This window comes from Leifsonia sp. Y862 (assembly GCF_057669585.1).
Genome location: NZ_JBYHFR010000002.1, coordinates 365240 through 391877, shown reverse-complemented (window position 1 = coordinate 391877; position 26638 = coordinate 365240). Strand labels below are relative to the sequence as shown.

Annotated in this window: 23 protein-coding genes and 1 riboswitch; of the genes, 16 read left to right on the top strand and 7 right to left on the bottom strand. The window is 64.1% G+C overall.

Translation table 11 applies throughout. From position 1 onward, the window contains the following. Nucleotides 1-68: 68 nt before the first annotated feature. Nucleotides 69-1190 (bottom strand): mannose-1-phosphate guanylyltransferase, encoded by a 1122-nt coding sequence (locus tag AC25Z0_RS11950; protein WP_488119878.1) that lies wholly within the window; start codon nt 1188-1190, stop codon nt 69-71. 193 nt (nt 1191-1383) lie between these two features. Between AC25Z0_RS11950 and sdhC the strand changes: the two genes are divergently transcribed. The 4 genes from sdhC to AC25Z0_RS11930 are packed head-to-tail and all read left to right on the top strand — an operon-like array spanning nt 1384 to nt 4866. Next, nucleotides 1384-1800, top strand: coding sequence for a succinate dehydrogenase, cytochrome b556 subunit (sdhC, locus tag AC25Z0_RS11945; RefSeq protein WP_488119877.1), 417 nt, complete (start codon nt 1384-1386; stop codon nt 1798-1800). 13 nt (nt 1801-1813) lie between these two features. Then, entirely contained in the window at nt 1814-2269 is a 456-nt protein-coding gene (locus tag AC25Z0_RS11940; RefSeq protein WP_488119876.1) for a succinate dehydrogenase hydrophobic membrane anchor subunit, read from the top strand. An 18-nt stretch (nt 2270-2287) separates the two neighbouring features. Continuing rightward, nucleotides 2288-4105, top strand: coding sequence for a succinate dehydrogenase flavoprotein subunit (sdhA, locus tag AC25Z0_RS11935; protein WP_488133337.1), 1818 nt, complete (start codon nt 2288-2290; stop codon nt 4103-4105). A 2-nt stretch (nt 4106-4107) separates the two neighbouring features. Next, nucleotides 4108-4866, top strand: coding sequence for a succinate dehydrogenase iron-sulfur subunit (locus tag AC25Z0_RS11930; protein ID WP_488119874.1), 759 nt, complete (start codon nt 4108-4110; stop codon nt 4864-4866). 153 nt (nt 4867-5019) lie between these two features. Here the strand turns inward: AC25Z0_RS11930 and AC25Z0_RS11925 are convergent, their stop codons facing one another. Beyond that, a complete protein-coding gene (locus AC25Z0_RS11925; RefSeq protein ID WP_488133336.1) occupies nt 5020-7305 on the bottom strand; it encodes a DUF7927 domain-containing protein in 2286 nt (761 codons plus the stop codon). Nucleotides 7306-7489: 184 nt separating this feature from the next. Between AC25Z0_RS11925 and AC25Z0_RS11920 the strand changes: the two genes are divergently transcribed. The 5 genes from AC25Z0_RS11920 to AC25Z0_RS11900 are packed head-to-tail and all read left to right on the top strand — an operon-like array spanning nt 7490 to nt 11837. Further along, nucleotides 7490-8623, top strand: a complete 1134-nt coding sequence (locus AC25Z0_RS11920) for a YihY/virulence factor BrkB family protein (protein WP_488133335.1) — start codon at nt 7490-7492, stop codon at nt 8621-8623. Between the two features lie 9 nt (nt 8624-8632). Beyond that, nucleotides 8633-9478, top strand: coding sequence for an exodeoxyribonuclease III (locus AC25Z0_RS11915; RefSeq protein ID WP_488119870.1), 846 nt, complete (start codon nt 8633-8635; stop codon nt 9476-9478). A gap of 30 nt (nt 9479-9508) precedes the next feature. Further along, nucleotides 9509-10516: a tryptophan--tRNA ligase gene (gene trpS, locus AC25Z0_RS11910; RefSeq protein ID WP_488133334.1), complete on the top strand. Its 1008-nt coding sequence runs from the start codon at nt 9509-9511 to the stop codon at nt 10514-10516. Continuing rightward, nucleotides 10516-11094 carry a GNAT family N-acetyltransferase gene (locus AC25Z0_RS11905; protein ID WP_488133333.1) on the top strand — a complete coding sequence of 193 codons (579 nt, stop codon included), beginning with the start codon at nt 10516-10518 and terminating at the stop codon, nt 11092-11094. The genes trpS and AC25Z0_RS11905 overlap by 1 nt, the downstream gene beginning before the upstream one ends. Then, on the top strand, nt 11091-11837 hold the full coding sequence (locus AC25Z0_RS11900) for an HAD family hydrolase (protein ID WP_488133332.1): 747 nt from the start codon (nt 11091-11093) through the stop codon (nt 11835-11837). The genes AC25Z0_RS11905 and AC25Z0_RS11900 overlap by 4 nt, the downstream gene beginning before the upstream one ends. Before the next feature lie 169 nt (nt 11838-12006). Here AC25Z0_RS11900 and AC25Z0_RS11895 read toward each other — a convergent pair whose 3' ends face one another. The 4 genes from AC25Z0_RS11895 to AC25Z0_RS11880 all read right to left on the bottom strand — a co-directional run bounded on the left by AC25Z0_RS11895 (nt 12007) and on the right by AC25Z0_RS11880 (nt 17577). Continuing rightward, the gene (locus AC25Z0_RS11895) at nt 12007-12891 is read right to left on the bottom strand and encodes an endonuclease domain-containing protein (RefSeq protein WP_488120450.1); all 885 of its coding nucleotides are present in this window, start codon (nt 12889-12891) and stop codon (nt 12007-12009) included. A 493-nt stretch (nt 12892-13384) separates the two neighbouring features. Then, complete coding sequence (gene glpK, locus AC25Z0_RS11890; protein WP_488133331.1) at nt 13385-14899, bottom strand: glycerol kinase GlpK; 1515 nt, start codon at nt 14897-14899, stop codon at nt 13385-13387. Between the two features lie 54 nt (nt 14900-14953). Then, nucleotides 14954-15715, bottom strand: a complete 762-nt coding sequence (locus AC25Z0_RS11885; RefSeq protein ID WP_488119865.1) for an MIP/aquaporin family protein — start codon at nt 15713-15715, stop codon at nt 14954-14956. 140 nt (nt 15716-15855) lie between these two features. Then, on the bottom strand, nt 15856-17577 hold the full coding sequence (locus tag AC25Z0_RS11880; protein WP_488119864.1) for a glycerol-3-phosphate dehydrogenase/oxidase: 1722 nt from the start codon (nt 17575-17577) through the stop codon (nt 15856-15858). 118 nt (nt 17578-17695) lie between these two features. On the opposite strand from AC25Z0_RS11880, the gene AC25Z0_RS11875 reads away from it, so the two are divergent. From AC25Z0_RS11875 to ribH, 5 genes are all read left to right on the top strand, one after another. Next, complete coding sequence (locus tag AC25Z0_RS11875; protein ID WP_488119863.1) at nt 17696-18682, top strand: sugar-binding transcriptional regulator; 987 nt, start codon at nt 17696-17698, stop codon at nt 18680-18682. Between the two features lie 68 nt (nt 18683-18750). Then, a riboswitch (FMN riboswitch) is annotated at nt 18751-18882 on the top strand. A gap of 110 nt (nt 18883-18992) precedes the next feature. Then, nucleotides 18993-19988, top strand: a complete 996-nt coding sequence (ribD, locus tag AC25Z0_RS11870) for a bifunctional diaminohydroxyphosphoribosylaminopyrimidine deaminase/5-amino-6-(5-phosphoribosylamino)uracil reductase RibD (protein ID WP_488133631.1) — start codon at nt 18993-18995, stop codon at nt 19986-19988. A 1-nt stretch (nt 19989) separates the two neighbouring features. After that, the gene (locus tag AC25Z0_RS11865; protein ID WP_488133330.1) at nt 19990-20649 is read left to right on the top strand and encodes a riboflavin synthase; all 660 of its coding nucleotides are present in this window, start codon (nt 19990-19992) and stop codon (nt 20647-20649) included. Continuing rightward, nucleotides 20646-21944 (top strand): GTP cyclohydrolase II, encoded by a 1299-nt coding sequence (gene ribA / locus AC25Z0_RS11860; RefSeq protein ID WP_488133329.1) that lies wholly within the window; start codon nt 20646-20648, stop codon nt 21942-21944. The genes AC25Z0_RS11865 and ribA overlap by 4 nt, the downstream gene beginning before the upstream one ends. Beyond that, a complete protein-coding gene (gene ribH, locus AC25Z0_RS11855; protein WP_488133328.1) occupies nt 21941-22417 on the top strand; it encodes a 6,7-dimethyl-8-ribityllumazine synthase in 477 nt (158 codons plus the stop codon). The genes ribA and ribH overlap by 4 nt, the downstream gene beginning before the upstream one ends. A 152-nt stretch (nt 22418-22569) precedes the next feature. Here ribH and AC25Z0_RS11850 read toward each other — a convergent pair whose 3' ends face one another. Continuing rightward, nucleotides 22570-23013, bottom strand: a complete 444-nt coding sequence (locus tag AC25Z0_RS11850; protein ID WP_488119859.1) for a DUF2269 family protein — start codon at nt 23011-23013, stop codon at nt 22570-22572. A 172-nt stretch (nt 23014-23185) separates the two neighbouring features. On the opposite strand from AC25Z0_RS11850, the gene AC25Z0_RS11845 reads away from it, so the two are divergent. Then, nucleotides 23186-24550 carry an MFS transporter gene (locus tag AC25Z0_RS11845; protein ID WP_488133327.1) on the top strand — a complete coding sequence of 455 codons (1365 nt, stop codon included), beginning with the start codon at nt 23186-23188 and terminating at the stop codon, nt 24548-24550. A 127-nt stretch (nt 24551-24677) separates the two neighbouring features. Further along, nucleotides 24678-26630: an ABC transporter ATP-binding protein gene (locus tag AC25Z0_RS11840; RefSeq protein ID WP_488133326.1), complete on the top strand. Its 1953-nt coding sequence runs from the start codon at nt 24678-24680 to the stop codon at nt 26628-26630. Nucleotides 26631-26638: the final 8 nt, after the last annotated feature.

The following is a 26638-nucleotide window of genomic DNA, read 5'->3' as shown; positions in this document are numbered from 1 at the left end:
CCTCTGTATCCTGCAACGGATGTGTCCTGCAATATTCAGCGCGCCTCATGGCCACGCTGGGATCGATCTTAGAGAACGTCGCTCGAGCCCGATAGCTTGAGTGCGTCGACGACGGACTTTACCTTCTGCGCGTTCGCGCTGGTGGTAACCAGGAGTGCGTCTGGCGTGTCGATCACGACGATGTCTTCGACGCCGATGAGCGCGATCATGCGACCGGTGTGGCTCACGACGATTCCGCTGCTTGAGTCGGCAAGCACGCGGGCGCCCTCCCCCAGGATGGCGAGGTCACGCTTGCGTCCGCCGGAGTGCAATTTGGCAATGGAGGCGAAGTCGCCGACGTCGTCCCAGTCGAACTGGCCGGGGATGACGGCAAGGCGACCGGCTGCCGCGGCCGGCTCTGCGACCGAGTAGTCAATGGCGATCTTCTTCAGCGTCGGCCAGACCTTGTCGACGACGGCGCCGCGTTCAGGGGTGTCCCATGCTTCGGCGAGTTCGAGGATGCCGGCCAACAGCTCCGGTTCTGACTCACCGAGCTCTTCGAGCAGGCGGTCGGCGCGGGCAATGAACATGCCGGCATTCCATAGGTAGTGGCCGTTGTTCACGTACTTCTTGGCCGTGGCGAGGTCAGGCTTCTCCACGAACGAGTCAACGGAGAGCGCGCTCGGGGCGCCCTCGATCTCCAGCTGCTTCGCACACTTGATGTACCCGAAACCAATGGAGGGCTCGGTGGGCTGGATGCCGATGGTCGCGATGTAACCGGCATCGGCGGCAGCAACGGCCTCCGCAACGGCAAGTCGGAACAGCGGCTCGCTCTTGATGACGTGGTCGGCGGCGAACGAGCCGATGATGACGCCCGGCTCGCGCTTGTTCAGGATGGCGGCGGCGAGACCGATGGCAGCAGACGAGTCGCGCGGCTCGCTCTCCAGCACCACGTTCTGGTCTTCAAGCTCTGGCAGCTGGGCTTCAACGGCTGCGCGGTGTGCCCTGCCTGTGACAACCATGACGCGGCCGGGGCCAGACAGCGGCACCAGCCGGTCCCAGGTGTCGCGCAGCAGGGTCTGGCCGGAGCCGGTGAGGTCGTGCAGGAATTTGGGGGCATCCGCTCGGGAAAGCGGCCACAGCCGCGAGCCGATTCCGCCCGCGGGAATAACGCTGTAGAAGCGGTCAATCGGTCGGTTGGAAGTGCGCATCAGGCCAGACTAGCCGGTGGTGTGCGTTCGGGCATGGGAGCTCGAACCCGCCTCGCGTGTCAGGAGGGTCTCGCCGATTAGGGTGTCCTAAACGGCGCGCGCGCTTCAGCCACAACTAGACTGGACCCACGTGCTCATGGAGCATCGACTGCCCCTGTTCAATGGGGCACTACTCAGCCAGGGAGGGTTGTTCATGCCAGATACGACGGCAGGAACACTGACATCTCAGCAAAGGACGACGTCGCGTCGCCCCGCAGGAACCTTGTACAGGGGCCGCGAGGGCATGTGGTCGTGGGTTCTTCACCGCATTACCGGTGTCGCAATCTTCTTCTTCTTGCTGGTGCACATTCTCGACACCGCGCTGGTGCGCGTGAGTCCCGAAGCGTACAACGCAGTGATCGGAACCTATCAAACGCCCATCATGGGCCTCGGCGAAGTGGCCTTGGTCGGGGCAATCGTGTTCCACGCATTCAATGGTTTGCGCATCATCCTGATCGACTTCTGGAATGCGAAGTACTCGAAGATCATGTTCTACATCGTCATCGCACTCTGGGTGATCACGATGCTGGGCTTCGCTCCCCGCCATCTCATCAACGTCTTCAGCCACTAGGAGGGGGAACACAATGTCAACCACCATCGAAGCCCCCCGCAGCCCGTACTCCCGTGACGCACGCGCCAAGCGCGGTGTGAACTGGGAGAAGTGGGGCTGGATCTACATGCGCGTCTCCGGCGTGCTGCTCGTTGTGCTGATCTTCGGCCACCTCTTCGTCAACCTGATGCTCGGTACGGGTGTCAGCGCCCTCGACTTCGCGTTCGTCGGCGGCAAGCTGTCCGACCCGTTCTGGAAAGTCTGGGACGTGCTGATGCTGTGGCTCGCCCTCATTCACGGCGGCAACGGCATGCGCACCATCGTCAACGACTACGCCACCAGCCGCACGACGCGCGGCATCTTCAAGGGCGCAATCCTCGCGGCAGTCGTCGTGCTGATCGTGCTCGGCACCCTCGTCGTCTTCACGTTCGACCCCTGCCCGGCCGGCGCGCCAGCCGACCTTCTTCCCTCGTTCTGCCCGGCCAGCTAGGAGCTGCAAAAACCCACCATGACTACGGATGCATCAGTGACAGCGCCCGCGGAGTCCACCGTTATTGACGGCGTGCACTACCACCAGTTCGACATCGTGATCGTGGGAGCCGGTGGCGCCGGTATGCGTGCCGCCATCGAAGCCGGCCCCAATGCCCGCACTGCGGTCATCTCGAAGCTCTACCCGACCCGGTCACACACCGGTGCCGCGCAGGGTGGCATGGCTGCCGCCCTCGCCAACGTCGAGGAAGACAACTGGGAGTGGCACACGTTCGACACCGTCAAGGGTGGCGACTACCTGGTTGACCAGGACGCGGCGGAGATCCTCGCGAAGGAAGCCATCGACGCGGTCATCGACCTCGAGAACATGGGTCTGCCGTTCAACCGCACGCCTGAGGGCAAGATCGACCAGCGTCGCTTCGGTGGACACACCCGTGACCACGGCAAGAGCCCGGTTCGTCGGGCCTGCTACGCCGCAGACCGCACCGGCCACATGATCCTGCAGACGCTGTACCAGAACTGCGTCAAGCGCGGCATCAACTTCTTCAACGAGTTCTACGTGCTCGACCTGATCATGACCAACGTCGACGGCGTCGACCAGCCGTCTGGTGTTGTCGCATACGACCTGTCGAGCGGCGAGCTGCACGTCTTCCAGTCCAAGGCGATCATCTTCGCCACCGGCGGTTTCGGCAAGATCTTCAAGACGACCTCCAACGCACACACCCTTACGGGCGACGGCGTCGGCATCATCTGGCGCAAGGGCCTGCCGCTCGAGGACATGGAGTTCTTCCAGTTCCACCCGACCGGACTCGCCGGCCTCGGAATCCTCCTCACAGAGGGCGCCCGCGGCGAGGGAGCAATCCTCCGCAACGCCTCTGGTGAGCGGTTCATGGAGCGCTACGCCCCGACTATCAAGGACCTCGCACCCCGCGACATTGTCGCGCGCTGCATGGTGAAAGAGGTCGCAGAGGGTCGCGGCGCTGGTCCGAACAAGGACTACGTCTACCTCGACTGCACGCACCTCGGTGCAGAGGTGCTCGAGACCAAGCTGCCAGACATCACGGAGTTCGCACGCACCTACCTCGGTGTCGACCCGGTCACAGAGCCGGTGCCGGTCATGCCGACCGCGCACTACGCGATGGGTGGCATCCCCACCAACGTCAACGCCGAAGTGTTGCGCGACAACACCACCGTCGTTCCCGGCCTGTACGCCGCCGGCGAATGCGCCTGCGTCTCCGTGCACGGCTCCAACCGCCTCGGCACCAACTCGCTGCTCGACATCAACGTGTTCGGCAAGCGTGCAGGCAACAACGCCGTCGAGTACGTGAAGACGGCCGAGTTCACCCCGCTCCCAGAAGACCCCGCCGGTTTCGTGCGCGGCCTGCTGGAGAGCATCCGCACCTCGACCGGCACTGAGCGCATCGCAGTCATCCGCAAGGAACTGCAGGAGATGATGGACCAGAAGGCCCAGGTGTTCCGTACAGACGAGTCCCTCGCCGAGGTCACGCAGACCATCCACCTGCTGCGCGAGCGCTACAAGAACATCGGCGTGCAGGACAAGGGTCGTCGCTTCAACACCGACCTGCTCGAAGCCGTTGAGCTCGGATTCCTGCTCGACCTCGCAGAGGTCGTCGTCTTCTCCGCCCGCAACCGCAAGGAAAGCCGCGGCGGACACATGCGCGACGACTACCCAGACCGCGACGACGCGAACTACATGAAGCACACGATGGCGTACCTGACCGGCGACCCGCATTCAGCGGATGCCGCTGACCACATTGCGCTGGACTGGAAGCCTGTCGTCATTACGCGCTACCAGCCCATGGAGAGGAAGTACTAACGGTGAGCACAGCAGTAGTCGAGACGCCGGTGATTTCAGACACCATCGAATCATTCACCGTCACCCTCATCATCCGCCGCTTCAACCCAGAGGTGGACGACGAGCCGTACTGGCAGGACTTCGACGTCGAGATGTACCCCACGGATCGCATCCTCGACGCACTCCACAAGATCAAGTGGGAACAGGACGGCAGCCTGAGCTTCCGTCGTTCCTGTGCACACGGTGTCTGCGGATCGGATGCCATGCGCATCAACGGCCGCAACCGCCTGGCCTGCAAGACGCTGATCAAGGACCTCGACATCACGAAGCCCGTCTACGTGGAAGCCATCAAGGGCCTGCCGCTGGAGAAGGACCTCATCGTCGACATGGAGCCGTTCTTCGAGTCGTTCAAGGAGGTGCAGCCGTTCCTCATGGCAACGAGCGCCCCCAAGGATGGCAAGGAGCGCATCCAGACCGTCGCCCAGCGCGAGCGGTTCGATGACACCACCAAGTGCATCCTGTGCGCTGCCTGCACGTCGAGCTGCCCGGTGTTCTGGACGGACGGCCAGTACTTCGGCCCAGCCGCCATCGTGAACGCCCACCGCTTCATCTTCGACTCCCGTGACGAGAACGCCGCCGTGCGCCTCGACATCCTGAACGACAAAGAAGGCGTGTGGCGCTGCCGCACCACCTTCAACTGCACAGAGGCATGCCCACGCGGCATCCAGGTGACCCAGGCCATCGCCGAGGTCAAGCAGGCCATCATGCGTGGCAAGCCCTAACAGGCTCTGCACACAGAACGAACGCCCGGACAAATGTCTGGGCGTTCGTTCTTTTTCGCGGGCTGGGTAGTCGTTCACTGAGCCAGCCGAGTGTTCGGTCAGTGTGCTTCAGCCAGTTCCTGCTCAGTCGGTGCCTGCTCAGCCGGTGCCTGTTCAGTCAGCGCTGCGGTGCCGCGTCGAGCGTCGGGCAGCGGCGAGGCACAACGCCCCGAGGATGGCGAGTCCCCCGCCAAGCGGGATCAGCAGTCCACCGTCGAACCCTGCCGTCGCCAGCCGGCCACTCACATGGCTTGTTGTCGTTCCGGGGGGCGTCACGCCTGGTGGGTTGACCGGCGGTGTGACCGGCGGCGTTGTCGGTGGGAGGCAGCTCGCTCCGTCTGTCGGGTACGCCAGTGTCACTGCCCCTGTCGGGTTGATCCTGAATTCCACAACGGCGTCAGTGCGCAGGTCATAGAACGGTGCAGCTGGATTGAGCACCCAGGTACCGTTCGCCTGCTGCTCGTACCCAGGCCACCCGATGCCGACGCCGTCCGCATTGACCACGGTCCCCGGCCAGATCGACACTCCCGTGATCGGATCACCACTCACCCATCCGCTCGGATAGGCGATGAGCTCGACCCGAGATGCGCCGTTTGCGAGGAGGGCCTCGACGTCGCTCGGTGGAATCGAGGGGTCACGTTGCTCGTACGCTGTCGGTGTCCACCAAATCAACGCGAGCGGCTGTGTTTCCGGGTTGACGTTGAACGGCGTGACGGAGAAGTCGACCCGCGCTGCGTCGTTCACGCACCGGGGAATCGCGGCAACGTTCATCGATGCGACCGGTGTCCGTGCGGTGTCGCAGTTGTTGGTCAGGTCGCTGTCGAACCCTGGCCCCTCAACTGTTGAATCTGGGCGCTGCTCGCTTGCCACACAGGCGCCGTTGACCAGGTCGGCGAACGGCTCTGTGTCTGCTCCTCGCTCGAGCTCGCCGACTGTACCGACGAAGCTCACGCCCTGCACGTCACCCGGCTCGAACCAGCCATCGTGCTGCGCGACGAAGAGACCATCGGAGACGGTGACGGTCCAGTGCCCGTCTGGGTCGGCAGGCGAGAACGTGACGGATGTCGGATCGGCCGTCAACCCGACCGGCAGAGTATCGGTGATCGAGGTGCGCCACGACGGGTCATCGCCCACGTTCGTGATGTCGAGGGTGTGCGTGACCAGATCATTGACTCCGGATTCGACAGCATTGCCATCCGGCGTCGTCGCCGTCTTCAGCAATGCCAGGTCAATGTCGATGACACGGTGATGAGTGGTGCACTTGGCTTTGTCGTGGGGTGGTTTCCCGCCGTGCCCCTTGCCGCCAGAGCCCTTGTCTGAGTCCTTGTCTGAGCCCTTATCTGAGCCTTTGCCAGAGGCCTTGTCTGAGTCCTGGCCAGAGCCCTTGTCTGAGCCCTTGCCAGTCCCCTTGTCGGAGTCCTTCTCGGAGTCCTTGCCAGGGTCCTTGCCAGGGTCCTTGCCAGGGTCCTTGCCAGGGTCCTTCGGTCCATGGCCACCGGAAGACACGCACTCGCCGTTCTCGCCCGGCGTTGCCACGTTGTCGATTTCCTGCCCGAACGCGTCGGCGTTGACCGTCACCACGTAGCTGACGCTCACCGGGTCATCCCCTGGTTCAAGGGTGGGCACGCTCCAGGTGAGCTGGCTGCCGTCGAGGCTGAGGTCATCGGCCAGCGGCTCGACCAGGGATGCATGGGCGGGAATGACACTACTGAGATCGTCGGTCGCCTCTGCATCCGTGATCGTGACGTCTGAGGTGTTCTCGGCCGTCAGCGTATACGTGACGTTCTGACCCGGGCTCACGGACGAACCGCTGACGGGGTCAGAGGTCTTAGCGAGTTCCCACGATGGTTCAGACGGCTTCGGACCGCCGTGGTGGCCACCCTTGTCGCCGCCCTTGTCGTCGCCCTTGCCCGAACCCTTATCGTCGCCCTTGCCCGAACCCTTGTCGTCGCCCTTGCCCGAACCCTTGTCGTCGCCCTTGCTTGATTTCGTGCTGTCATCAGCGCGGGTGGCTTCGGTCGGGGCGATCGGTGTCTCTGCCGATGCCGCTGCCGGCACGTCAGAGGGTGATTCTGCGGGGGTTTGGGCTGTTGCCTCTGCAGGCGTCCCAGCGACCACAGCTGCGGGTGTGTCGGGTGCTGACCCAGCCGAGTCTCCGCCGGGCGTCGGGTCGCCATCATCCAGAACAGCGGAATCGTTAGCGCCCACCGTCCCCTCATCAGCCGCCGCCGGTGAGGACGTCGTGTCGAGTTGCAACAGTACGTCGTCAGCGAATGCGGTGGCCGGCACGCTCAACCCGACAACGGCGAGTATTGCGATGACGGCCAGTGAGAGTGGGGTGCGATTCCGTGTTCTCTGTGCCCCCTTGTCAGGAGGGCGTTTATGCGTGTGCGTAGACATGATCAAACCATCCATCTTCGGGTTATGGACAGCTGGCTCGGCTGGGTCAGCACCCGCATACTCTCAGGGGTACCGAGACCCGACAAGACATGAGGAACGTTCAGTTATGCAAATGCCCCCCGAAGTGGGGGTGCGGCTCGATCTTTCAGGCGAGAGAGTCGCATCGACTGGTTAGGCTGGCCGGATGACGATCCGCACGCTGATCACCCGAATTACGGCGCTCATCACCCGGATCACGGCCTGGGTCATGGCGCTGAAGCCTGTGCGGGTCTTCACCCACTTCGCGGAGAGCAACGGAGCCATCCTGTCTGGCGGCATGGCCTACCAGTCGATCTTCGCCGTTTTCGCCGCAATCTGGGTGGGCTTCTCGATCGCCGGCCTGTGGCTGAAGGCACACCCTGCCGTCCTCGACGCGCTGATCGAGCTGATCAACCAGTCAGTTCCCGGCCTCATCGGCAGCGATGGCAATGGCGTCATCAACCCCGACCAGTTGACGAGCGCATCCATACTCGGCTGGACTGGCGCGCTCGCCCTCGTCGGCTTGATCGGAACAGCTCTTGGCTGGCTGTCGACCACCAAACTTGCCGTCCGCACAATCTTCCAAATGCCACGAGACACCACCTTCTTCGTGCTTGAAAAGGCGCGTGAGCTCGGATTGGGCGCCGGCTTCGGCCTGCTGCTGATCGTGTCAGCGTTGATTTCGATCGCCAGCACCGAGGCGCTGTCCTGGCTGCTCGGCCTGGTCGGCATTCCGCAGGATTCGTTCTGGGCAACTCTCTTCGTTCGTGTCAGCGGTCTCCTCCTGGTGTTGGCCATCGACACCGTGACGCTGGCCGTGCTCTTCCGCGTGTTGTCGTCGGTGCGCATCCCACTCCGCCGCTTGGTCACCGGATCCCTGTTCGGCGCCATGGGACTGGGCGCACTCAAAGTCCTCGGATCATCGCTGCTCGGTGGCGCAGAGCGCAATCCGTTGCTCGCCGCGTTCGCCGTGATCGTCGGTCTGCTGATCTGGTTCAATCTGACGAGCACCGTCACCCTGCTCGCCGCATCCTGGATCGCCATTGGGATGCAGGACGCAGGCCTCTCCCCCCGCACCCACGCCGCCGCCGATGTCGAAGAGGCACAACGGCAACGCGAAGCGGAGGCGCTGCGGCTGGCGTCGGAGGTTGAGCTCCGCGAAGCGCGCGAACGATACGAAACTGCTCCCTGGTACAAGCGGCGGTCGGCGGCCAGGCAGGTGCGCGAAGCGGAGGACAGGGTCAGGGCATACGCCGCGGACGATGACGGCGAGGGCAGCGATGTCACCGGCCCAAAGTAGGATTGAACCATGCCGTCTACGCCTGCCAAGCCGCTTCGCATCGCCAGCATCAACACGAACGGCGTCCGCGCTGCGTTCCGCAAGGGAATGGGTGATTGGCTGAATGCACGCGATGTCGACATCCTCGCAATACAAGAGGTACGAGCATCCACTGAAGACCTGCAGGGACTCCTCGGTCCGGAGTGGAGCATCCTGCATGACCCGGCAACCGCAAAGGGTCGCGCCGGCGTTGCCATTGCCAGCCGAGGGGCCGCCAGCATTCACCGTGTCGAATTCGGTGCAGACGACTTCGACAGCGCAGGGCGCTGGCTCGAGGCCGACTATGACGTCAACGGTCGCATCGTCACCGTCGTGAGTACCTATGTGCACTCCGGTGAGGTGGACACCCCCAAGCAGGTCGAGAAGTACAAATTCCTCGACGCCATGATCGAGCGCCTGCCAGAGGTCGCCTCCCACAGTGAATTCGCCGTCGTGATGGGCGACCTGAACGTTGGACACCGAACGCTCGACATCAAGAACTGGAAGGGTAACGTCAAGCGCGCCGGCTTCCTTCCAGACGAGCGCGCGTACTTCGACCGCATCCTCGGCGCCGAAGGCGACGCAGACTACAACGCGGGCGCAGGCCTCGGCTGGGTCGACGTCGGACGCGCGGCCGCCGGCGAGGTCGAAGGACCGTACACCTGGTGGTCATGGCGCGGCCAGGCATTCGACAATGACACGGGCTGGCGCATCGACTACCAGCTCGCGACTCCCGCCCTGGCAGCAACCGTCACGAACTATGTCGTGGATCGGGCGAACGCCTACGACGAGCGATGGTCCGACCACGCGCCCGTCGTCGTCGATTACGCCATCTAACCTCGCCTACCCACACCGAAAGTTTGTTCAATGACCGCTAAGACCCGCCTGTATTCAGGCATGCAACCATCCGCTGAATCGCTGCAGCTGGGCAACTACATCGGAGCGCTCCTCAACTGGAAGTCGCTCCAGGAGTCGCACGACGCGTTCTTCTCCATCGTCGACCTGCACGCCATCACCGTTGCGCAAGACCCTGCCCTGCTCAGGGAGAACACGCGTCGCACCGCTGCACAGTACATCGCGGCCGGCATCGACCCGTCATCATCGACGCTCTACGTGCAGTCGCACGTCGCTGCCCACTCCGAACTGGCCTGGTTGCTCAACACAATCACGGGCTTCGGTGAGGCCAGCCGCATGACGCAGTTCAAGGACAAGTCCCTGCGCCACGGCAATGACGCCGTCACCGTCGGCCTGTTCGCCTACCCGGTGCTCATGGCCGCTGACATCCTGCTCTATGACGCCAAGATCGTTCCGGTGGGCGAAGACCAGCGCCAGCACGTCGAACTCACCCGCGACCTCGCCGCTCGATTCAACTCGCGCTTCGGTGAGACATTCGTGATTCCAGAGGCAGACATCCAGAAGGAGACGGCGAAGATCTACGACCTGCAGAACCCGACGTCAAAGATGTCGAAGTCGGCAGAGTCGCACGCCGGCGTCATCTGGGTACTCGATGAGCCGTCTGTCACCGCCAAGAAGATCATGCGCGCCGTGACGGATGCCGACGGTGCGGTCGTCTTCGACCGCGAGAACAAGCCGGGCGTCTCCAACCTGCTCACCATCTATTCGGTGATGGCCGGCCGCTCGATCAGCTCGTTGGAAGACGAGTACGCCGGCCGCGGCTACGGCGACTTGAAGAAGGGGCTCGCTGAGGTCGTCACCGGAACATTCGGTCCGATTCGGGAGCGCGTCCTCGAGCTTCTCGCCGACCCGGCAGAGCTCGACCGCCTGCTCGCCCAGAACGCCGATCGTGCCGCAGAGGTCGCCAACGCGACGCTCGCGAAGGCATTCGATCGCGTTGGCCTGCTCCCCCGCCGCTGATGCAACCTGTCGCGCTTCAGTCCGATCGGATTCGGCTCAACCAGCCGGTCGCCGCTGACGCCGGACCGATGTATGAGTACTGCCAGGACCCGCTGTTCGAGCGGTTCCTCACCGTGCCGTGGCCGTACAACCATTCAGACGCAGAGACCTTCATCACCCGGTACATTCCAGGCGCGTGGAAGTCTGACCAGGAGTACAGCTGGGTGTTGCGGCTGCTGGACTCAGACGAGCTCATTGGCGTGATCAGCCTGCGCGTCGCGAGCGGCTCCATTGGCTTCTGGCTCGGCGCGCCCTATCGCGGCAACGCATACATCCCAGAGGCGCAGCGCCTCGTCGCCGATTGGGCATTCAGTGAGGGGATCGTCGACGCGATCCACTGGGAGTGCCTGGTCGGAAATGTTGCGTCGGCCCGCGTCGCTCGAAAGTGCGGCTTCACGTTCACCGGGGCAGGGCCCTCGCTGTCCGTGTACCGCGACGGGTCGCATCCTGAGTCCTGGCAGGGCGTCCTGCGTGCAGGGGACGACAGGTCCATCAAGGACGGCTGGCCGAGCATCGTCGAGATCGTTGAGTCGGTATGACGACAACGGCCCCCGCCGTCGTGCTGTTCGATCTTGACGACACTCTGTTTGAACATCGGCGGGCCGTCGACGAGGGGATCGTGCGCCACATCCACGCGCTCGGTGGCGTTTTCGCCGAGACATCCCCGGAGTCCGCCGTGACACTCTGGCATGCGCTGGAGGAAGAGCACTATCACTCCTACCTGGCCGGAGAGCTGGACTTTGAGGGCCAGCGCCGCGCCAGGGCCCGCGACTTCGCCGCCGCACACGGGGTTGAGCTCGGCGACTCAGACTCCGGCGTATGGTTCGACTCGTACTTTGAGCGCTATGTGGAGCGCTGGACACTGCATTCCGATGCGCTGCCCTGCCTCGACGCCCTCGCCGCTGCCATTCCCGGTGTGCAGTTCGGCATCATCACCAACGGCGATCTGGCCTTCCAGACCCGCAAGATGACAGCCATGGGACTCACCGACCGGTTCGAGCACCTAGTGACGTCTGGCGAACTGGGCATCGCAAAACCGGATGCCCGCATCTTCACCGCCGCGTGCGATACCTTCGGGGTGTCGCCGGCAGACGCTGTCTACGTGGGCGACCGGCTCAGTACGGATGCCATCGGGGCCGCTGCTGCCGGGCTGACGGGAGTCTGGCTCGATCGGATCAACGCGCCAGTGTCTGCCGAGGACGAAGCGGATGCCAGCCGATATGGCGTCATCCGTCTGACAAGCCTGGCCGAACTGCCAGCGGCGCTTCTGGCACTCGCCTAGGGGCGGAGACCCACACGTCGCCCCGCGCCTGTGCGCGTGTGAGGGTGTGAGGGTGTGTGAGTGTGTGGGTGTGTGGGTGTGTGGCATAACTCCTGCAGATCACCGGCTGGCAGGCGCCAAACGCCTCAATGTCGCGGGACTATTCGTCCCCTCGATGTTTCTGCAGGAGTTACGCGTGGCGACTGCCCGTGCGGCAGATTTCGACTAGCGCCCGGACGGCAGCGATCGACCGGTCTGGGTTGAACATGATGTCCTGGTACAGCAACCTGAGCGTGATGTAACCGCGCTCTGCAAGTGCTCGATCCCGACTTCGATCGCGCACATGCTCGTCCCAGCTCTTGTGGTGGGCCTGGCTATCGGCTTCAAGGACAACGCATTCTTCGACCACCAGATCTACGCGCCCGATGCCCTCAAACCAGACCTGAAGGGCGTACCGCAGGCCCGCTTGCCTGATGAGTTCCCGCAGTACGGTTTCTTGCCCGGCTTCGGATCGGGCGTCGATCAACGGGCGGAGCGTGCGACGTTTCAGCGGCACCGCAGCAAAGATCGCATCGAGGTCGTGAGTAGAAATACACCTGGCATGAAGCGCCGTGTCGAGCGCAGCCAAGGCGAATACGGCCGGCTGGCAGCGAATGATCTGCGCAACGGCATCCATCGGCCCCACGCAGTATTCGGTACCGTCGGCAGGAGCGAGCAGCGGCTGCCAATGGAGCTCAATTCCGTTTCGCGGAAGGGCGTCGAGCGAGTGCGCGCGGCTAGTTGCGCTCCGGAGCCGGGAGGCTTCGCGATCCAAATGAATGTGGGTGCGGCTGCTGTCGAACGCGAAGATTCCGAGCTCCGCAGCGGCGGAGACACAGGCCAGCCTGCCGCCGACCCGTACGGCTTCGATTGTGTGTTGATCTGTCGCGGGCAACGCATAGTGATCCCGCCGCACTCGTATCAGCTGTATGTCGCGCACGGCTTCGGTGATCTGTGCGCCGGTCATCCCGGATGCCAGCAGGTCTCGCCTGGAGAATATTCGTTGCGTGGTGAACTGCGTGTTTGTTGTGGTCATGCCGAGCACAGTCGCGCAGCCACCCTCCGTGCGGCGTGGCATCCCCGAGACTGTGGAGAGACAGCTCGCGACACCGGTTGTGCATGAGTCCTGCTCCGCGAGTTGATCCCGGGCCAGGACCGCCGAATTCCAGGCATCGTTCCTTGCTATGCGCGAATGTGCAGGAGTTGCGCAGGTGAAACCCGGTGTACCCGAAATCGGGCAATCCGTAGCGGACGGGGGTGCCATCGGTCGGTATCTGCCCGACGGCTCAGTACGCATAGCTCCATGGGTGCACAACTCCTGCCGGTTTGAGCAGCCCAGCTGCGTGACCGCGAACTTCCGAGGATGCCGTGCGGCGCGATCGCCAATTGCAGGAGTTATGCAGAACTACAACAGCGGGAGGTTGCTGTGCCGCGACCGGGAGCGAGGGGCGAGGAGCGCACGGGGTGGGCGCAACGAAAGGCCCGGCCCCGCGTGAGCGGAACCGGGCCTTCGTGTATCGGTGCTGGTGTTACTTCACGTCTTCGTCGACCCAGTCGAGGGTCTTCGTGACGGCCTTCTTCCAGTTGCGAAGCAGACGCTCGCGCTCTGCGGAGTCCATGTTGGGCTCCCAGCGTGCGTCTTCCTGCCAGTTGGCGCGAAGCTCGTCGAGTCCGCTCCAGAAGCCGACGGCCAGACCTGCAGCGTACGCAGCGCCAAGTGCCGTGGTCTCAGCAACGACGGGGCGAACGACAGGAACGTCGAGGAGGTCAGCCTGGAACTGAAGCAGCAGGTTGTTGGCGGTTGCACCACCGTCGACCTTGAGCTCGGTGAGGGGAACACCGGAGTCAGCGTTGACAGCGTCAAGCACCTCGCGGGTCTGGAATGCGATTGCCTCCAGCGCTGCACGAGCAATGTGTCCCTTGTTCACGTAGCGGGTCAGACCCACCAGTGCGCCACGGGCATCCGAACGCCAGTACGGCGCGAAGAGTCCGGAGAATGCCGGCACGAAGTAGGCTCCACCGTTGTCTTCGACGGTGGCGGCCAGAGCCTCGATGTCTGCAGCAGAGTCGATGATGCCGAGGTTGTCACGCATCCACTGCACGAGTGAACCGGTGACAGCGATCGAGCCCTCGAGTGCGTAGTGCACGGGAGCGTCGCCCAGCTTGTAGCCGACGGTAGTGAGCAGGCCGTTCTTCGAGTGGATGATTTCCTCACCCGTGTTGAAGATCAGGAAGTTGCCGGTGCCGTAGGTGTTCTTGGCTTCACCCTGGTCGAATGCCGCCTGGCCGAACGTCGCGGCCTGCTGGTCGCCCAGGATGCCGGCGATCGGAACTTCGCGGAGCAGGCTGTGCTCGTTGACGGTGCCGTAGACCTCAGAGGAGGACTTGATGGCGGGAAGCATCGACTTCGGCACGTCGAACGCTGCGAGGATCTCGTCGTCCCACTGCAGGGTCTCGAGGTCCATAAACAGGGTGCGCGAGGCATTGGTCACGTCGGTGGCGTGGACGCCGCCTTCGATTCCGCCGGTCAGGTTCCACAGCACCCAGGAGTCGGTGGTGCCGAAGAGCAGGTCGCCGGCTTCAGCCTTTTCGCGGGCGCCTTCAACGTTTTCCAGGATCCAGACGATCTTGGTGCCGGAGAAGTAGGTGGCCAGCGGAAGGCCGACCTTCTGCTTGAAGCGCTCGATGCCGCCGTCTGCTGCGAGGCGGTCGACGATGGACTGCGTGCGGGTGTCCTGCCAGACGATGGCGTTGTAGACGGGCTCGCCGGTGTTCTTGTCCCAGACAACAGCGGTCTCGCGCTGGTTGGTGATGCCGACAGCTGCGATGTCGTGACGGGTCAGGTTGGCCTTGGACAGCGCCTGGCCGATGACCTCACGGGTGTTGTTCCAGATTTCCTTGGGGTCGTGCTCGACCCAGCCGGCCTGGGGGAAGATCTGTTCGTGCTCGAGCTGACCGGTCGAGATGATCGACCCTGCCTTGTCGAAGATGATGGCCCTGCTGCTGGTCGTTCCCTGATCGATGGCGAGTACGTATTTTGCCATGGCTAACTCCTTCGTTGCGATTTGCGGGGATTATGCGGGTTCAGACGGATGCCGTTAGGCGAGGATCGGCAGCAGGACGAGCGAGGCCCAGCCTGCGAGAACGCCACCGATGATCGGGCCGAAGACGGGAACCCACGAGTAAGCCCAGTCCGAGCTGCCCTTGCCCTTGATCGGCAGGAAGAAGTGCGCGATACGCGGGCCGAGGTCACGCGCAGGGTTGATGGCGTAGCCGGTCGGTCCACCGAGGGACGTACCGATCACGATCACGAGCAGTGCGACCGGCAGTGCTCCGAGAGCAGCGAGGCCGCCGTCGCCCTGACGTCCGCCACCGAAGCCGATGACGACGAAGACGAGAACGAACGTGCCGATGATCTCGGTGACCAGGTTCCAGCCGTATGAACGGATGGCAGGACCGGTTGAGAAGACGCCGAGCTTGTTCGCGGCATCCGGTTCAGCGTCGAAGTGCTGCTTGTACGCGAGCCAGACGAAGACTGCGCCGATGATGGCGCCGATCATCTGGGCTGCGATGTACGTCAGCACAGAGACGGGGTTGACCGGAACGCCTGAGCCGAACTCGGTGGCACCTGAGGCAACGAGGCCCAACGTGACAGCGGGGTTCAGGTGTGCGCCTGAGTTGTACGAGACGATGACGCCAGAGAAGACCGCGAGGCCCCAGCCGATGTTCACCATCAGGAAGCCGCCGTTAAAGCCCTTGTTCTTCACAAGCGCGACGTTGGCTACAACACCACAACCAAGCAGCACAAGGAGGGCAGTTCCCACCAGTTCCGCGAGAAATACAACACCAAGATTGTCCACGTTGACCTTATTTCTTTATTTCTGGGAGGCGCCAGTCATGGCGCGCCGACTAAGGGATTCAAGAACCCTGTAAAACCGTACCGAGGCCCGGTGGGGGCCTCGGTACGGTTTACGCGCACGTTCGTGCAGAATTCCCAGCCTTAAGCCGCGGTCAACGTTCCCGATGTCGTGCCGGAGAGCTGGACGCCATGGGCGTCAGAAAGTTCAGCTACGGCAGCATCAATCTCGCTCTGGCGACGCTCGGCGCTCCAGCCGAGAACGGGAGCAACGATGTCGGTGATTTCGACGAGGAGGTCGGTGGTGAGACCACCGACGAACGCCATGCTCGTGCGGCGCAGCAGGATGTCGATAAGGTGCACCACTGACTCGGTGCGAGCCAGGTATTCGATCTCCCTGCGCGAGTAGTCCGCGTTGTTCGCGAGCGGCTCGTCGGTGTCCTCGGTCATGAACTCGATGACGTCGGTAGCGCGAGTGCCGTAGCGTGCGAGCAGCGCAGCAGCACGGGGCGCACCCACCTCATCGCCGTTGGCGGCGATCCATACCTGGTGCGCCGCATCCGTCATGGGGAAGTCGCGGCCGCCGCCGATGGCGAGGCCCTCGGTGGAAACCTTGCGCGGCATATTGATGAGCTTCAGGATGTCGTTGCTCAGGTGTTCTGCCAGGGCGCGGAACGTGGTCCACTTGCCACCGACGAGGCTGAGCAGGGTGCCGGTGCGAGCCTCAAGCGGGCTCGACTCGATGCGGTAATCGCGTGACACGAATCCGGGTGCCTCGTCGTCGTGACGGGGCAGCGGGCGAACGCCAGCGAAGCGGTAGACGATGTCAGAACGGTCAACGGCAACATCTGGGAAAACGTGCGCGACCAATTCGAAGAAGTAGTCGATCTCCTCGTCGGTGCAGCGAATCGGCTTGGTCATGTCGTGTTCGAGGTCGGTGGTTCCAACCATGACGCGGCCCTTGAGCGGGTAGATGAGCACGATGCGGCCGTCGCTGTGCTCGAAGAAGATCTCGCGTCCGCCGGTGGCGGCCAGGAGTGCCGGGTTGTCCATCACGATGTGTGAGCCCTTGGTGCCGCCCATGAAGGTGCTGGCCGCGCCGAGTGCCGAGTTGGTGAGGTCGGTCCATGGGCCGCTCGTGTTGACGACGACGTCAGCTTCGAAGCTGAACTCTTCGCCGGTCACGGTGTTGCGCAGGCGCACGCCGTTCTCGTCCATACCGATGGCTTCGACGTAGTTCGCAGCGCGAGCGTGCTCGCCGGCAGCCAGGCCATCGCGCAGCACGTCGAGGGCGAGGCGCTCAGGGTCGTGCATCGACGCGTCGTAGTAGGTGGCGGTGTACTTCACACCGCTGTTGAGCTTCGGCAGCTGCTTGAGGGACTCCTTCGCCCCACGGAACTCGTGGCGCGGAACGCTGCCACCGTCGCGGGAGAAGGAGTCGTAGAGCACGAGTCCGACTTTGATGAGCAGTGCGCCACGTTCCTGCGGAGCACCCTGCTTGTGGGTGAGGAAGCGCAGCGGGGCGCTCATGATGCCGGAGAACGTGGAGAAGATCGGCACCGTCGTCTTCAGGGGCTTGACGTAGTGCGGAGCGATCTTGATCAGGGCGTTGCGCTCGGTTACCGACTCCTTGACGAGACGGAATTCACCGTTCTCGAGGTAGCGGATGCCGCCGTGAATCATGTGCGACGACGCACTCGAAGCGCCGGAGACGAAGTCGCCCTTGTCGACGATGGCCACGTCAACGCCCTGCAGGGCGAGGTCGCGGAATGTTGCGATCCCATTGATGCCAGCGCCGATGATGAGCACGCGTGCTTTCGGTCGGCCCTGGAGTACGGCCTGGGAGTTCGCCACTGATTCCTGCATTTGTTTCTCACCTCTTGTGTAAAGCCGGCAGCCCGCTGGGCCACCGTACGAATCTCTTAAGCTTGGACGGTTCGACACAAACGGTCAAGCTGTGTGAACATATGTGCAAGGAGTAATCATGACCCTAGCCGAATATCCATCCCACTCAGACCGCACTCGCGATGCCCTCACCGCCGCGCACCTGTACTACATGCAGGACCTCACGATGGATGCCATCGCCCACGAACTCCACACGTCACGGTCGTCGGTGTCTCGTTTGCTCAGTCACGCGCGCGCCAGCGGCCTCGTCGACATTCAGATCCGGTCTCCCCTCGACGCACCGAGCCGCCTTGAGAAGGAGATCCTTTCCCAGTTCCAGGTCACCGCGCATGTTGTGCCCGTCCCCGACCACGCCAGCGACGTCGATCGGCTGGAACGCGTAGCGCTGTCCGTTGCACGGATTCTCGGCCAGTACTTCGACTCAAACATGACGATGGGCGTCGCCTGGGGTTCAACAATGAGCGCTATCAGTCGCCATGTGACCCCCAAGCAAACTCACAACTCGCAGATCGTGCAGCTGAACGGCGCCGGCAACATGCGCACGACCGGAATCGCTTACGCGAGTGAGATCCTGCGCCGGTTCGGAGACGCATTCGGCGCCCACGTGCAGCAGTTCCCCGTGCCGGCGTTCTTCGATGACCCCGCCACCAAGGAGGCGATGTGGCGGGAGCGTAACGTGACGCGGCTCATCGATATCCAGGCGCACATGGATGTCGCACTCTTCGGCCTTGGCTCACCGTTCTCTGAGGTGCCGAGCCACGTGTATGCCGGCGGCTACCTCGAAGAGGCCGAATACGCCTCGCTCAGCGAATCCGGCGTGGTTGGCGACGTGGCGACGGTGTTCTTCAGGGCAGACGGCTCGACCGACGACATCCCGCTAAACCTGCGCGGCACCGGCCCCGACTTCTCGGTGCTGCGCCGCACCCCGCGACGCATCTGTGTGGTCTCTGGCAGCTCCAAACTTTCCAGCCTGCGTGGCGCCCTGGCCGCCGAGCTCATCACCGACCTCTACGTCGATGAAGGAACCGCGCGAGCGCTGCTCTATCCCTCGGCGGCCGGCAGCTGACCGTTTCATCGGCAAAGTTCGCCGAACACCCCGAAGCGTTCCGCTTTCGGCTATAACTGAAGATAAGAAACGTGCTCCGGGGTCGGTGTGAGTCCGAACCGGCGGTGAAAGTCCGCGAGCTGGTGCTTCCTTGCGAAGTGCCGGTTGAGCTGGTGAAATTCCAGCACCGACGGTTAAAGTCCGGATGGGAGGCGCACGAATCGGCGAGTCTTGCGACCCGTCGACGGCAACGCCTGCGTGCACGCCAATCCCCGGAGTTCGTACCAAACGAACGAGGGTGGCGGTGGACGAAGCACTGATCGAGCGCACAATGCGCCGCGCACTCTCCCTTGCCGCCAACGGCCCAGCCGATGGCGTCAATCCGCAGGTCGGCTGCGTCATCCTCGCTGTAGACGGCTCCGTGCTCGCCGAGGGCTGGCACAGGGGCGCAGGCACCGCACACGCAGAGGTCGATGCCCTGTCGCAGCTCGCCCCAGGCCAGGCCGCGGGCGCCACAGCCGTTGTGACCCTTGAGCCCTGCAACCACACGGGCCGGACGGGACCATGCGCGCTCGCGCTCATTGAGAGCGGGCTTGCCAGGGTCGTCTATGCGACCGAGGACCCCGGACACCACTCCGCCGGCGGGGCAGAACGCCTCCGCGACGCCGGAGTCCGGGTGACGCCCGGCGTGCTCCGCGACGAGGCCGAGGCATTTCTGGCCGACTGGCTCGAGCCGGCCAGCCTCGGCCGCCCCGTCGTGACGGTGAAATGGGCATCAAGCCTCGACGGTCGCGCTGCGGCCGATGACGGCAGCAGCCAGTGGATCACCGGCACGATCGCGCGAGCGGATGTCCATACCCGGCGCGGCGCGGCCGACGCCATTGTGGTCGGAACCGGCACCATCCTGGCCGATGATCCGTCACTCACCGCCAGAAATGCCGATGGCACGCTGCTGCCGCACCAGCCCATTCCCGTCGTCATCGGACGACGGATGATTCCGTCGACCGCCGCCGTGTTCAGGCACCCGCATGCTCCTCTGTTCTACCGGACCGGTGAGCTCACAGAGGTGCTCGCCGACCTCAGAGAGCGTGGCATCCGGCGTGTGTTCGTCGAAGGCGGTCCGACGCTGGCCAGCGCATTCGTCGAGGCCGGACTCGTCGACCGGTTCCTGATCTACCTTGCCCCCACACTTCTCGGCGGCTCGCGGCTGGCGCTCGGCAATATCGGCGTCGGCAGCATCGCCGACCAGCTGAAGCTGACCATTGACAGTGTCGAACGGCTCGGCGATGACCTGCTCGTTTCTGCACACCCAGATAGAAGGATCTGACATGTTCACTGGAATCATCGAGGAGCTCGGCGTCATCGAGAAGATCGAGAGATCACAGGGCGCCGCACGCTTCACGATCAGGGGTCCATTGGCCGTGGCCGACGCCTCGCACGGCGACTCGATCTCGGTGAGCGGGGTGTGCCTCACCGTCGTCGACCAAACCCCTGACACGTTCACCGCTGACGTCATGGCGCAGACGCTGCGCATGTCGACGCTCGACGCCGCCCACGTTGGTGCGCCGGTCAACCTCGAACGCGCCGCCCTGGTCGGCGACCGGTTGGGTGGACACATCGTGCAGGGCCACATCGACGGCACAAGCACCGTGCTCGAGATTCGTCCAGGCGACGCCTGGCGCGTGTTGCGCTTCAGTCTCTCCCCTGAGCTCGCCCCCCTCGTCACCGACAAGGGGTCCATCGCCATCGATGGCGTCTCTCTCACCGTAAGCGCCATCAGTGACGCTGACGAGCTCGACCAATGGCTTGAGGTGTCCCTCATCCCAGAGACACTCATCGCAACGACGCTCGGCGGCCTGGCCGTCGGCGACTCCACGAACATCGAGACCGACATCCTCGCCCGCCACGCCGCCAGGATCCTGGCGCTGGCCGACGCCGAACGGCGCCGCAGCACCACCGCGCAGACCCCAACAAGGAGGGCATCATGAGCCTCGCCGATATCCCCACAGCTCTCGCACAGCTCCGCCTCGGACGGCCCGTCATCGTGGCAGACGACGAAGGCAGGGAGAACGAGGGCGATGTCATCATCTCCGCCGAACTCGCGTCCCAGGAATGGCTGGCCTGGATGGTTCGCAACTCCTCCGGCTTCATCTGCGCGCCGATGACGAATGAAATCGCCGATGCGCTCGAACTCCCAGTGATGGTGGCGGAGAACCAGGACCCGCGCGGCACGAACTACACGATCACGGTAGACGCCGCCGATCGGTTGAGCACCGGCATCAGTGCGGCAGACCGGGCGCACACGCTGCGTGTGCTCGCCGATCCGGCATCCGTTCCCGCCAGCCTGAATCGGCCCGGCCACATCCTGCCGCTTCGCGCCATGGACGGCGGCGTGCGCGAGCGCGACGGGCACACCGAAGCAGCCGTCGACCTGATGAAGCTGGCCGGGCTGTCCCCTGTCGGCGCCATCTCAGAGATTGTGGCCGACGACGGCGAGATGATGCGCCTCCCAGGCCTCATCGAGCTCGGGGAACGGGAGGGCATCGCTGTCATCACGATCGCTGAGCTCATCGATTACCTGAACGACGTGCACCCTGACCCCCTCGATGCCGTGCAGCCAATGGTTGAATCGTCGCGGGTCGACTTCGAGGTGGAGACGCTGGTGCCGACCGTGCACGGCGACTTCAGGATTCGGGCATACCGGGACCGCATGACCGGCGCAGACCACGTCGCGATCGTCGCCGGGGAGCTGGGCGACGGAGCTCTCGTCCGCGTGCACTCAGAGTGCCTCACCGGCGAAGCGTTCGGGTCGCTCAAGTGCGAGTGCGGTCCGCAGCTTGATGCTGCGCTGGAGACCATCCACCAGTTCGGCGGCGTTGTCATCTACCTGCGCGGCCACGAGGGTCGGGGCATCGGCCTGATCAACAAGCTGCGCGCATACAAGCTGCAGGAAGAGGGGCTCGACACTCTCGACGCCAATGTGGCCCTCGGACTGCCGATCGACGCCCGCGACTACAGCGCGGCAACGGCGATCCTGAAAGACCTGAACCTGGGCGCTATCCGGCTGTTGACCAACAACCCCGAGAAGGTGCGCCAGCTCGAAGCACACGGAGTGAGCGTGCGGGAGCGAGTGCCCCTCATCGTCGGCGTCGGCGAGCACAACGAGGAGTACCTGGCCGTCAAGCGCGACCGCATGGGACACGACATCGACACGCAGTCCCCACAGAGCTCAACCACCCCCCGCACGATCACGTACAGCACAGTCAAAGGAAGCGCACTATGAGCGGAGCAGGCTCCCCCATCATCGACATCGACGGCCGCGGGCTGAACGTCACGATCATCGCCGGCCGCTGGCATGACGTGATCACCGATGGACTCATCGCAGGCGCAACCCGTGTGCTCGAGGCCTCAGGTGCGACCTACTCGCTGGTCAGGGTTCCGGGCAGCTTCGAACTGCCGGTCGCCAGCAAGGTGGCCCTGGAAAACGGAGCGGATGCGGTTGTCGCTCTCGGCGTCATCATCAGGGGCGGCACTCCGCACTTCGAATACGTGTCGGCAGCGGCAACGGATGGCCTCACTCGCGTCGCGCTCGACACGGGCAAGCCCGTCGGCTTCGGCGTGCTCACCCTCGATGACGAGCAGCAGGGCCTCGATCGTGCCGGCCTGCCGGGCTCGAAGGAGGACAAGGGAGAGGAAGCAGCAACGGCTGCCCTGGCCACCGCGCGGGTGCTGGCCGAGCTGCGCGGCGCCCGCTGAAGCCCTCTACTCGCAAGAAATCGACCCAAAGCAACAGTTTTGGGTCGATTTCTTGCGAGCGGATGTTTTTTTCGCGCACCCAAAGGTCGGTATCCGGGGTCTCGAGACGGCCGTGAACGGCCTCCTCGACCGACGGGGTGGGGGCTACAGCCTTACGGCTTCCAGACCATCAGCACGACGACGATCACGAGCAGCAGCGATGCGATTCCGCTTCCCGCGGCGATTGCCGGGTAGCCGGCGGATGCAGCCGAGGTTGTCGACGATGACTGGAGGGCATCCGCTGCCTTGCGCATGCTCGGGACGACCAGGAACAGGCTGATCGCCAGCGCGACCACGTACAGGATGATGGACCAGAGAATCCACGGGGTGCCGATCGACAAGTTGTACTTCTCATCTGCCATGCCCATCGCGCCGAAGCCGAAGAGAACGACGGCGAGCGAGAGCAGGCTGAAGATGTTCGTTGACTTGGCCAGGCCAGCGACCTGTGCACCATTTCCGGCTCGCACAGCGCGCATGGCCGTCATGGGCAGGATCGCCATCGGGCCGACGATGAACACTGCTGCGACAACGTGCAGCACATTGAATACGGTTTCCATAGACACAGCTTAATGAACCCAGCCAATTCGCACGAAACTTTGTGCAGGCGTATGGTATTCAGACGGCCGCCACAAGCGGCCGCCTTTGTTTTGTGCCGTTCGATGCACTTGCCGCGTGACCAGACGCGCCCGCACCACTGCCGCTTACATACTGCCTCGGAGTCTCTCCTCAATGTCTGCACCAGCCACATCCATCGACCACGCGCCAGCCGCACCACTCAATCCAAAGAGCCGGGTCATTCTGGCCAGCCTCATCGGTACGACGATTGAGTTCTACGACTTCTACGTCTACGCCACGGCCGCTGTCCTCGTCTTCCCCCATCTGTTCTTCCCCACCGGGGATGCCACAACGGCACTCCTCGCATCGTTCGCCGTCTTCGGCGCCGCGATGGTGGCACGCCCGCTCGGCGCCGTCTTCTTCGGTCACCTTGGCGACAAGGTCGGACGCAAGACAACCCTCGTTGCAGCACTCCTCACCATGGGCATCGCAACGTTCCTCATCGGATTGCTGCCGACGTACGCCATGGTCGGCTGGTTCGCCCCACTGCTGCTCGTCGTGCTTCGCCTCGCCCAGGGCTTCGCGCTCGGTGGCGAGTGGAGCGGCGCTGCGCTGGTAGCCACGGAGAACGCCCCGAAGGGCAAGCGTGCCTGGTACGGCACGTTCCCGCAGATGGGTGCGCCGATCGGCTTCATCATCGCCAACGGGCTGTTCCTGATCATCGCCGCCGTGCTGCCCTCCAACGACCCGACCATGCCGTCGACCGCATTCCTCGAATGGGGATGGCGCATCCCGTTCCTGTTCTCGGCTGTCATGGTGATCGTTGGACTCTGGGTTCGCCTCCGCCTCGTGGAGAGCGAAGCATTCTCGAAGACCGTGAAGAGCGGCAAGGTTGTGAAGTTGCCGCTCGGCACCGTCATCCGCTCAAACTGGCGGGAACTCATCCTCGGCACGCTGTTCATGCTGGCCACCTACGTGCTGTTCTACCTGATGACCACGTTCTCGCTCAGCTACGGCCGCGCTCCCCTCGCGCCTGCAGAAGGCGCACAGCCGGGTCTCGGCTACAGCTACAGCAACTTCGTGCTTATGCTCATCTTCGGCGTGGTCTTCTTCGGCGTCTTCACCCTGATCTCCGGGCCGCTGGCCGACAAGTACGGTCGTCGCAAGACGCTCATCTGGGTGACAGCCGCGATCATCCTCTTCGGCCTGGTCTGGGTGCCACTGCTCGGTGCCGGCTTCGTCGGCGTCATGTTCTGGCTGGTCATCGGTTTCAGCCTGATGGGTATGACGTTCGGCCCGATGGGCGCGCTGCTGCCGGAGCTGTTCCCGACCAACGTGCGATACACCGGCTCGGGCATCTCGTACAACGTCAGCTCGATCTTGGGCGCCGCTGTCGCACCGTTCATTGCGGTGTGGCTGTGGTCCATGGCCGATGGCAGCCCGGTCCTCGTCGGCCTCTACCTCTCGATCATGGCCGCCATCACCCTCGTCGCGCTGGTCATCAGCAAGGAAACCAAGGACGTCGACATCGATCGCTAGTCGCGAGCACGGTGCGCTGCGCTCGGTGCCCTGCGAGGTCACCGCGCTCCACCGTTCCACCACGAAGGCCCCGGGGAACCGGGGCCTTCGTGCGTATGCGCTCAGCCGCACCGGTTAGGCTCATTCGGTGAGCACCTCCACCCGTAATGCCAGCACTGCCAGCACGCCGAAACCCAGCGGCTCCCCCACGTCGAAGACCCCGCGCGGCCTGCGTCGCTCGTCGCGCGACGCCTCAGGGCCTCGCGCCACATTCAGCCAGCTGCTTCCGTACTTGTTCGAGCACAAGAAGGTGCTCATCGTCGTCGCTGTACTCAGCATCATCGGCGCCGCAGCGAGCCTCGCGCAGCCCCTGCTGGTCAGCCAGGTCATCGCCCTCGTCAGCAACGGCGACACGCTCGGCTCCCTCGTCTGGGCGCTCGTCGCACTCGTGGTGGTGTCTGGTGTGATCAGCGGCTACCAGCACTACCTCCTGCAGCGCACCGGTGAGGGTGTCGTGCTGTCAAGCCGCCGCAGGCTCGTCGCGCGGATGCTGCACCTCCCGATCTCCGAGTTCGACACGCGTCGCACGGGTGACCTCGTCTCGCGCGTTGGCTCAGACACCACGATGCTGCGGGCTGTACTCACCCAGGGGCTGGTCGACTCCATCGGCGGAGCGCTCACATTCGTCGGTGCCCTCATCGCCATGCTCATCATCGATCCGGTGATGCTCGGACTCACCGCCCTCGTGATCGGCGTGTCGATCACGGCGGTCACCCTGCTGTCGCAGCGCATCCGCAGCGCCAGCCACGCGGCCCAATCCAAGGTCGGCGACCTGGCCGCCAGCGTCGAGCGTGTGATCAGCGCGGTGCGCACCGTGCGTGCCGCCAACGCGACAGAGCGCGAGATCGCCGTCGTCGACGCGGATGCCCAGGGCGCCTGGCGCATGGGCATCAAGGTCGCAAAGATCTCGGCTCTCGTCGTTCCAATCGCCGGAATCGCCATGCAGGTCTCGCTCCTCGTCGTTCTGGGCGTCGGTGGCTACCGCGTCGCCAGCGGTGCGATCACCATCGCCGACCTGGTCGCGTTCATCCTGTTCCTGTTCATGATGATCATGCCGCTCGGCACCGCCTTCGGCGCCCTCACCTCTGTGAACGCGGCGCTTGGTGCTCTCGGCCGCATCGAGGAGATCATCAGCCTGCCCGCCGAGGACCAGTTCGACCGCGACATCGCCCCGCCGGCAATCGCAGTGGGCGCCGCGAACGTCCTGGTGAATCCGGATTCACCCGCGATCGAGTTCGACGACGTGCACTTCGCGTACGCCGCCGCTGCTCCCGTTGTGGATGCGGAAACCGAACTGAACAATGCCACCCGCGCAGCGGCATCCGCTCTGGAGGAGCCTGCCGCGGCGGACTCCGTACGCCAGCCGGTGCTGCATGGCGTGTCCTTCAGCGTTCCGCGTGGCAAGCGCACGGCGCTTGTTGGCCCGTCTGGCGCCGGCAAGAGCACGATTCTCGCGCTCATCGAGCGTTTCTACGACCCGACGGCGGGCACGATCCGCTTGGGTGGTCTCGACATCCGTGGCCTCGAACGTGACGCGCTTCGCTCCCAGCTCGGCTACGTCGAACAGGATGCTCCGGTGCTCGCCGGCACGCTCAGGGACAATCTGCGGCTCTCAAGCCCCGATGCCACAGACGAGGACTGCATCAGGGTGTTGCACGCCGTGAATCTCACCGAGGTGCTCGAGCGTGACCCTGCAGGGCTGGACGCCCCCGTCGGCGAAGACGGCGTCATGCTCTCCGGCGGAGAGCGCCAGCGACTGGCCATCGGTCGCGCGCTGCTGGGCGCCGCGCCGATCCTGCTGCTCGACGAATCGACGTCGAGCCTCGATGGCGTCAACGAGCAGAAGATGCGTGAGGCCATCGACGCCGTCGCGGAGAACCGCACGCTGATCGTGATCGCCCACCGCCTGTCGACCGTTGTCGATTCCGACCAGATCGTGGTTCTCGACCACGGCCAGGTTGTCGGCACCGGCACGCACTCCGAACTGGTGGCATCCACGCCGCTGTACCGCGACCTGGCAAAGCACCAGCTGCTGGTCTAGCACCGGTT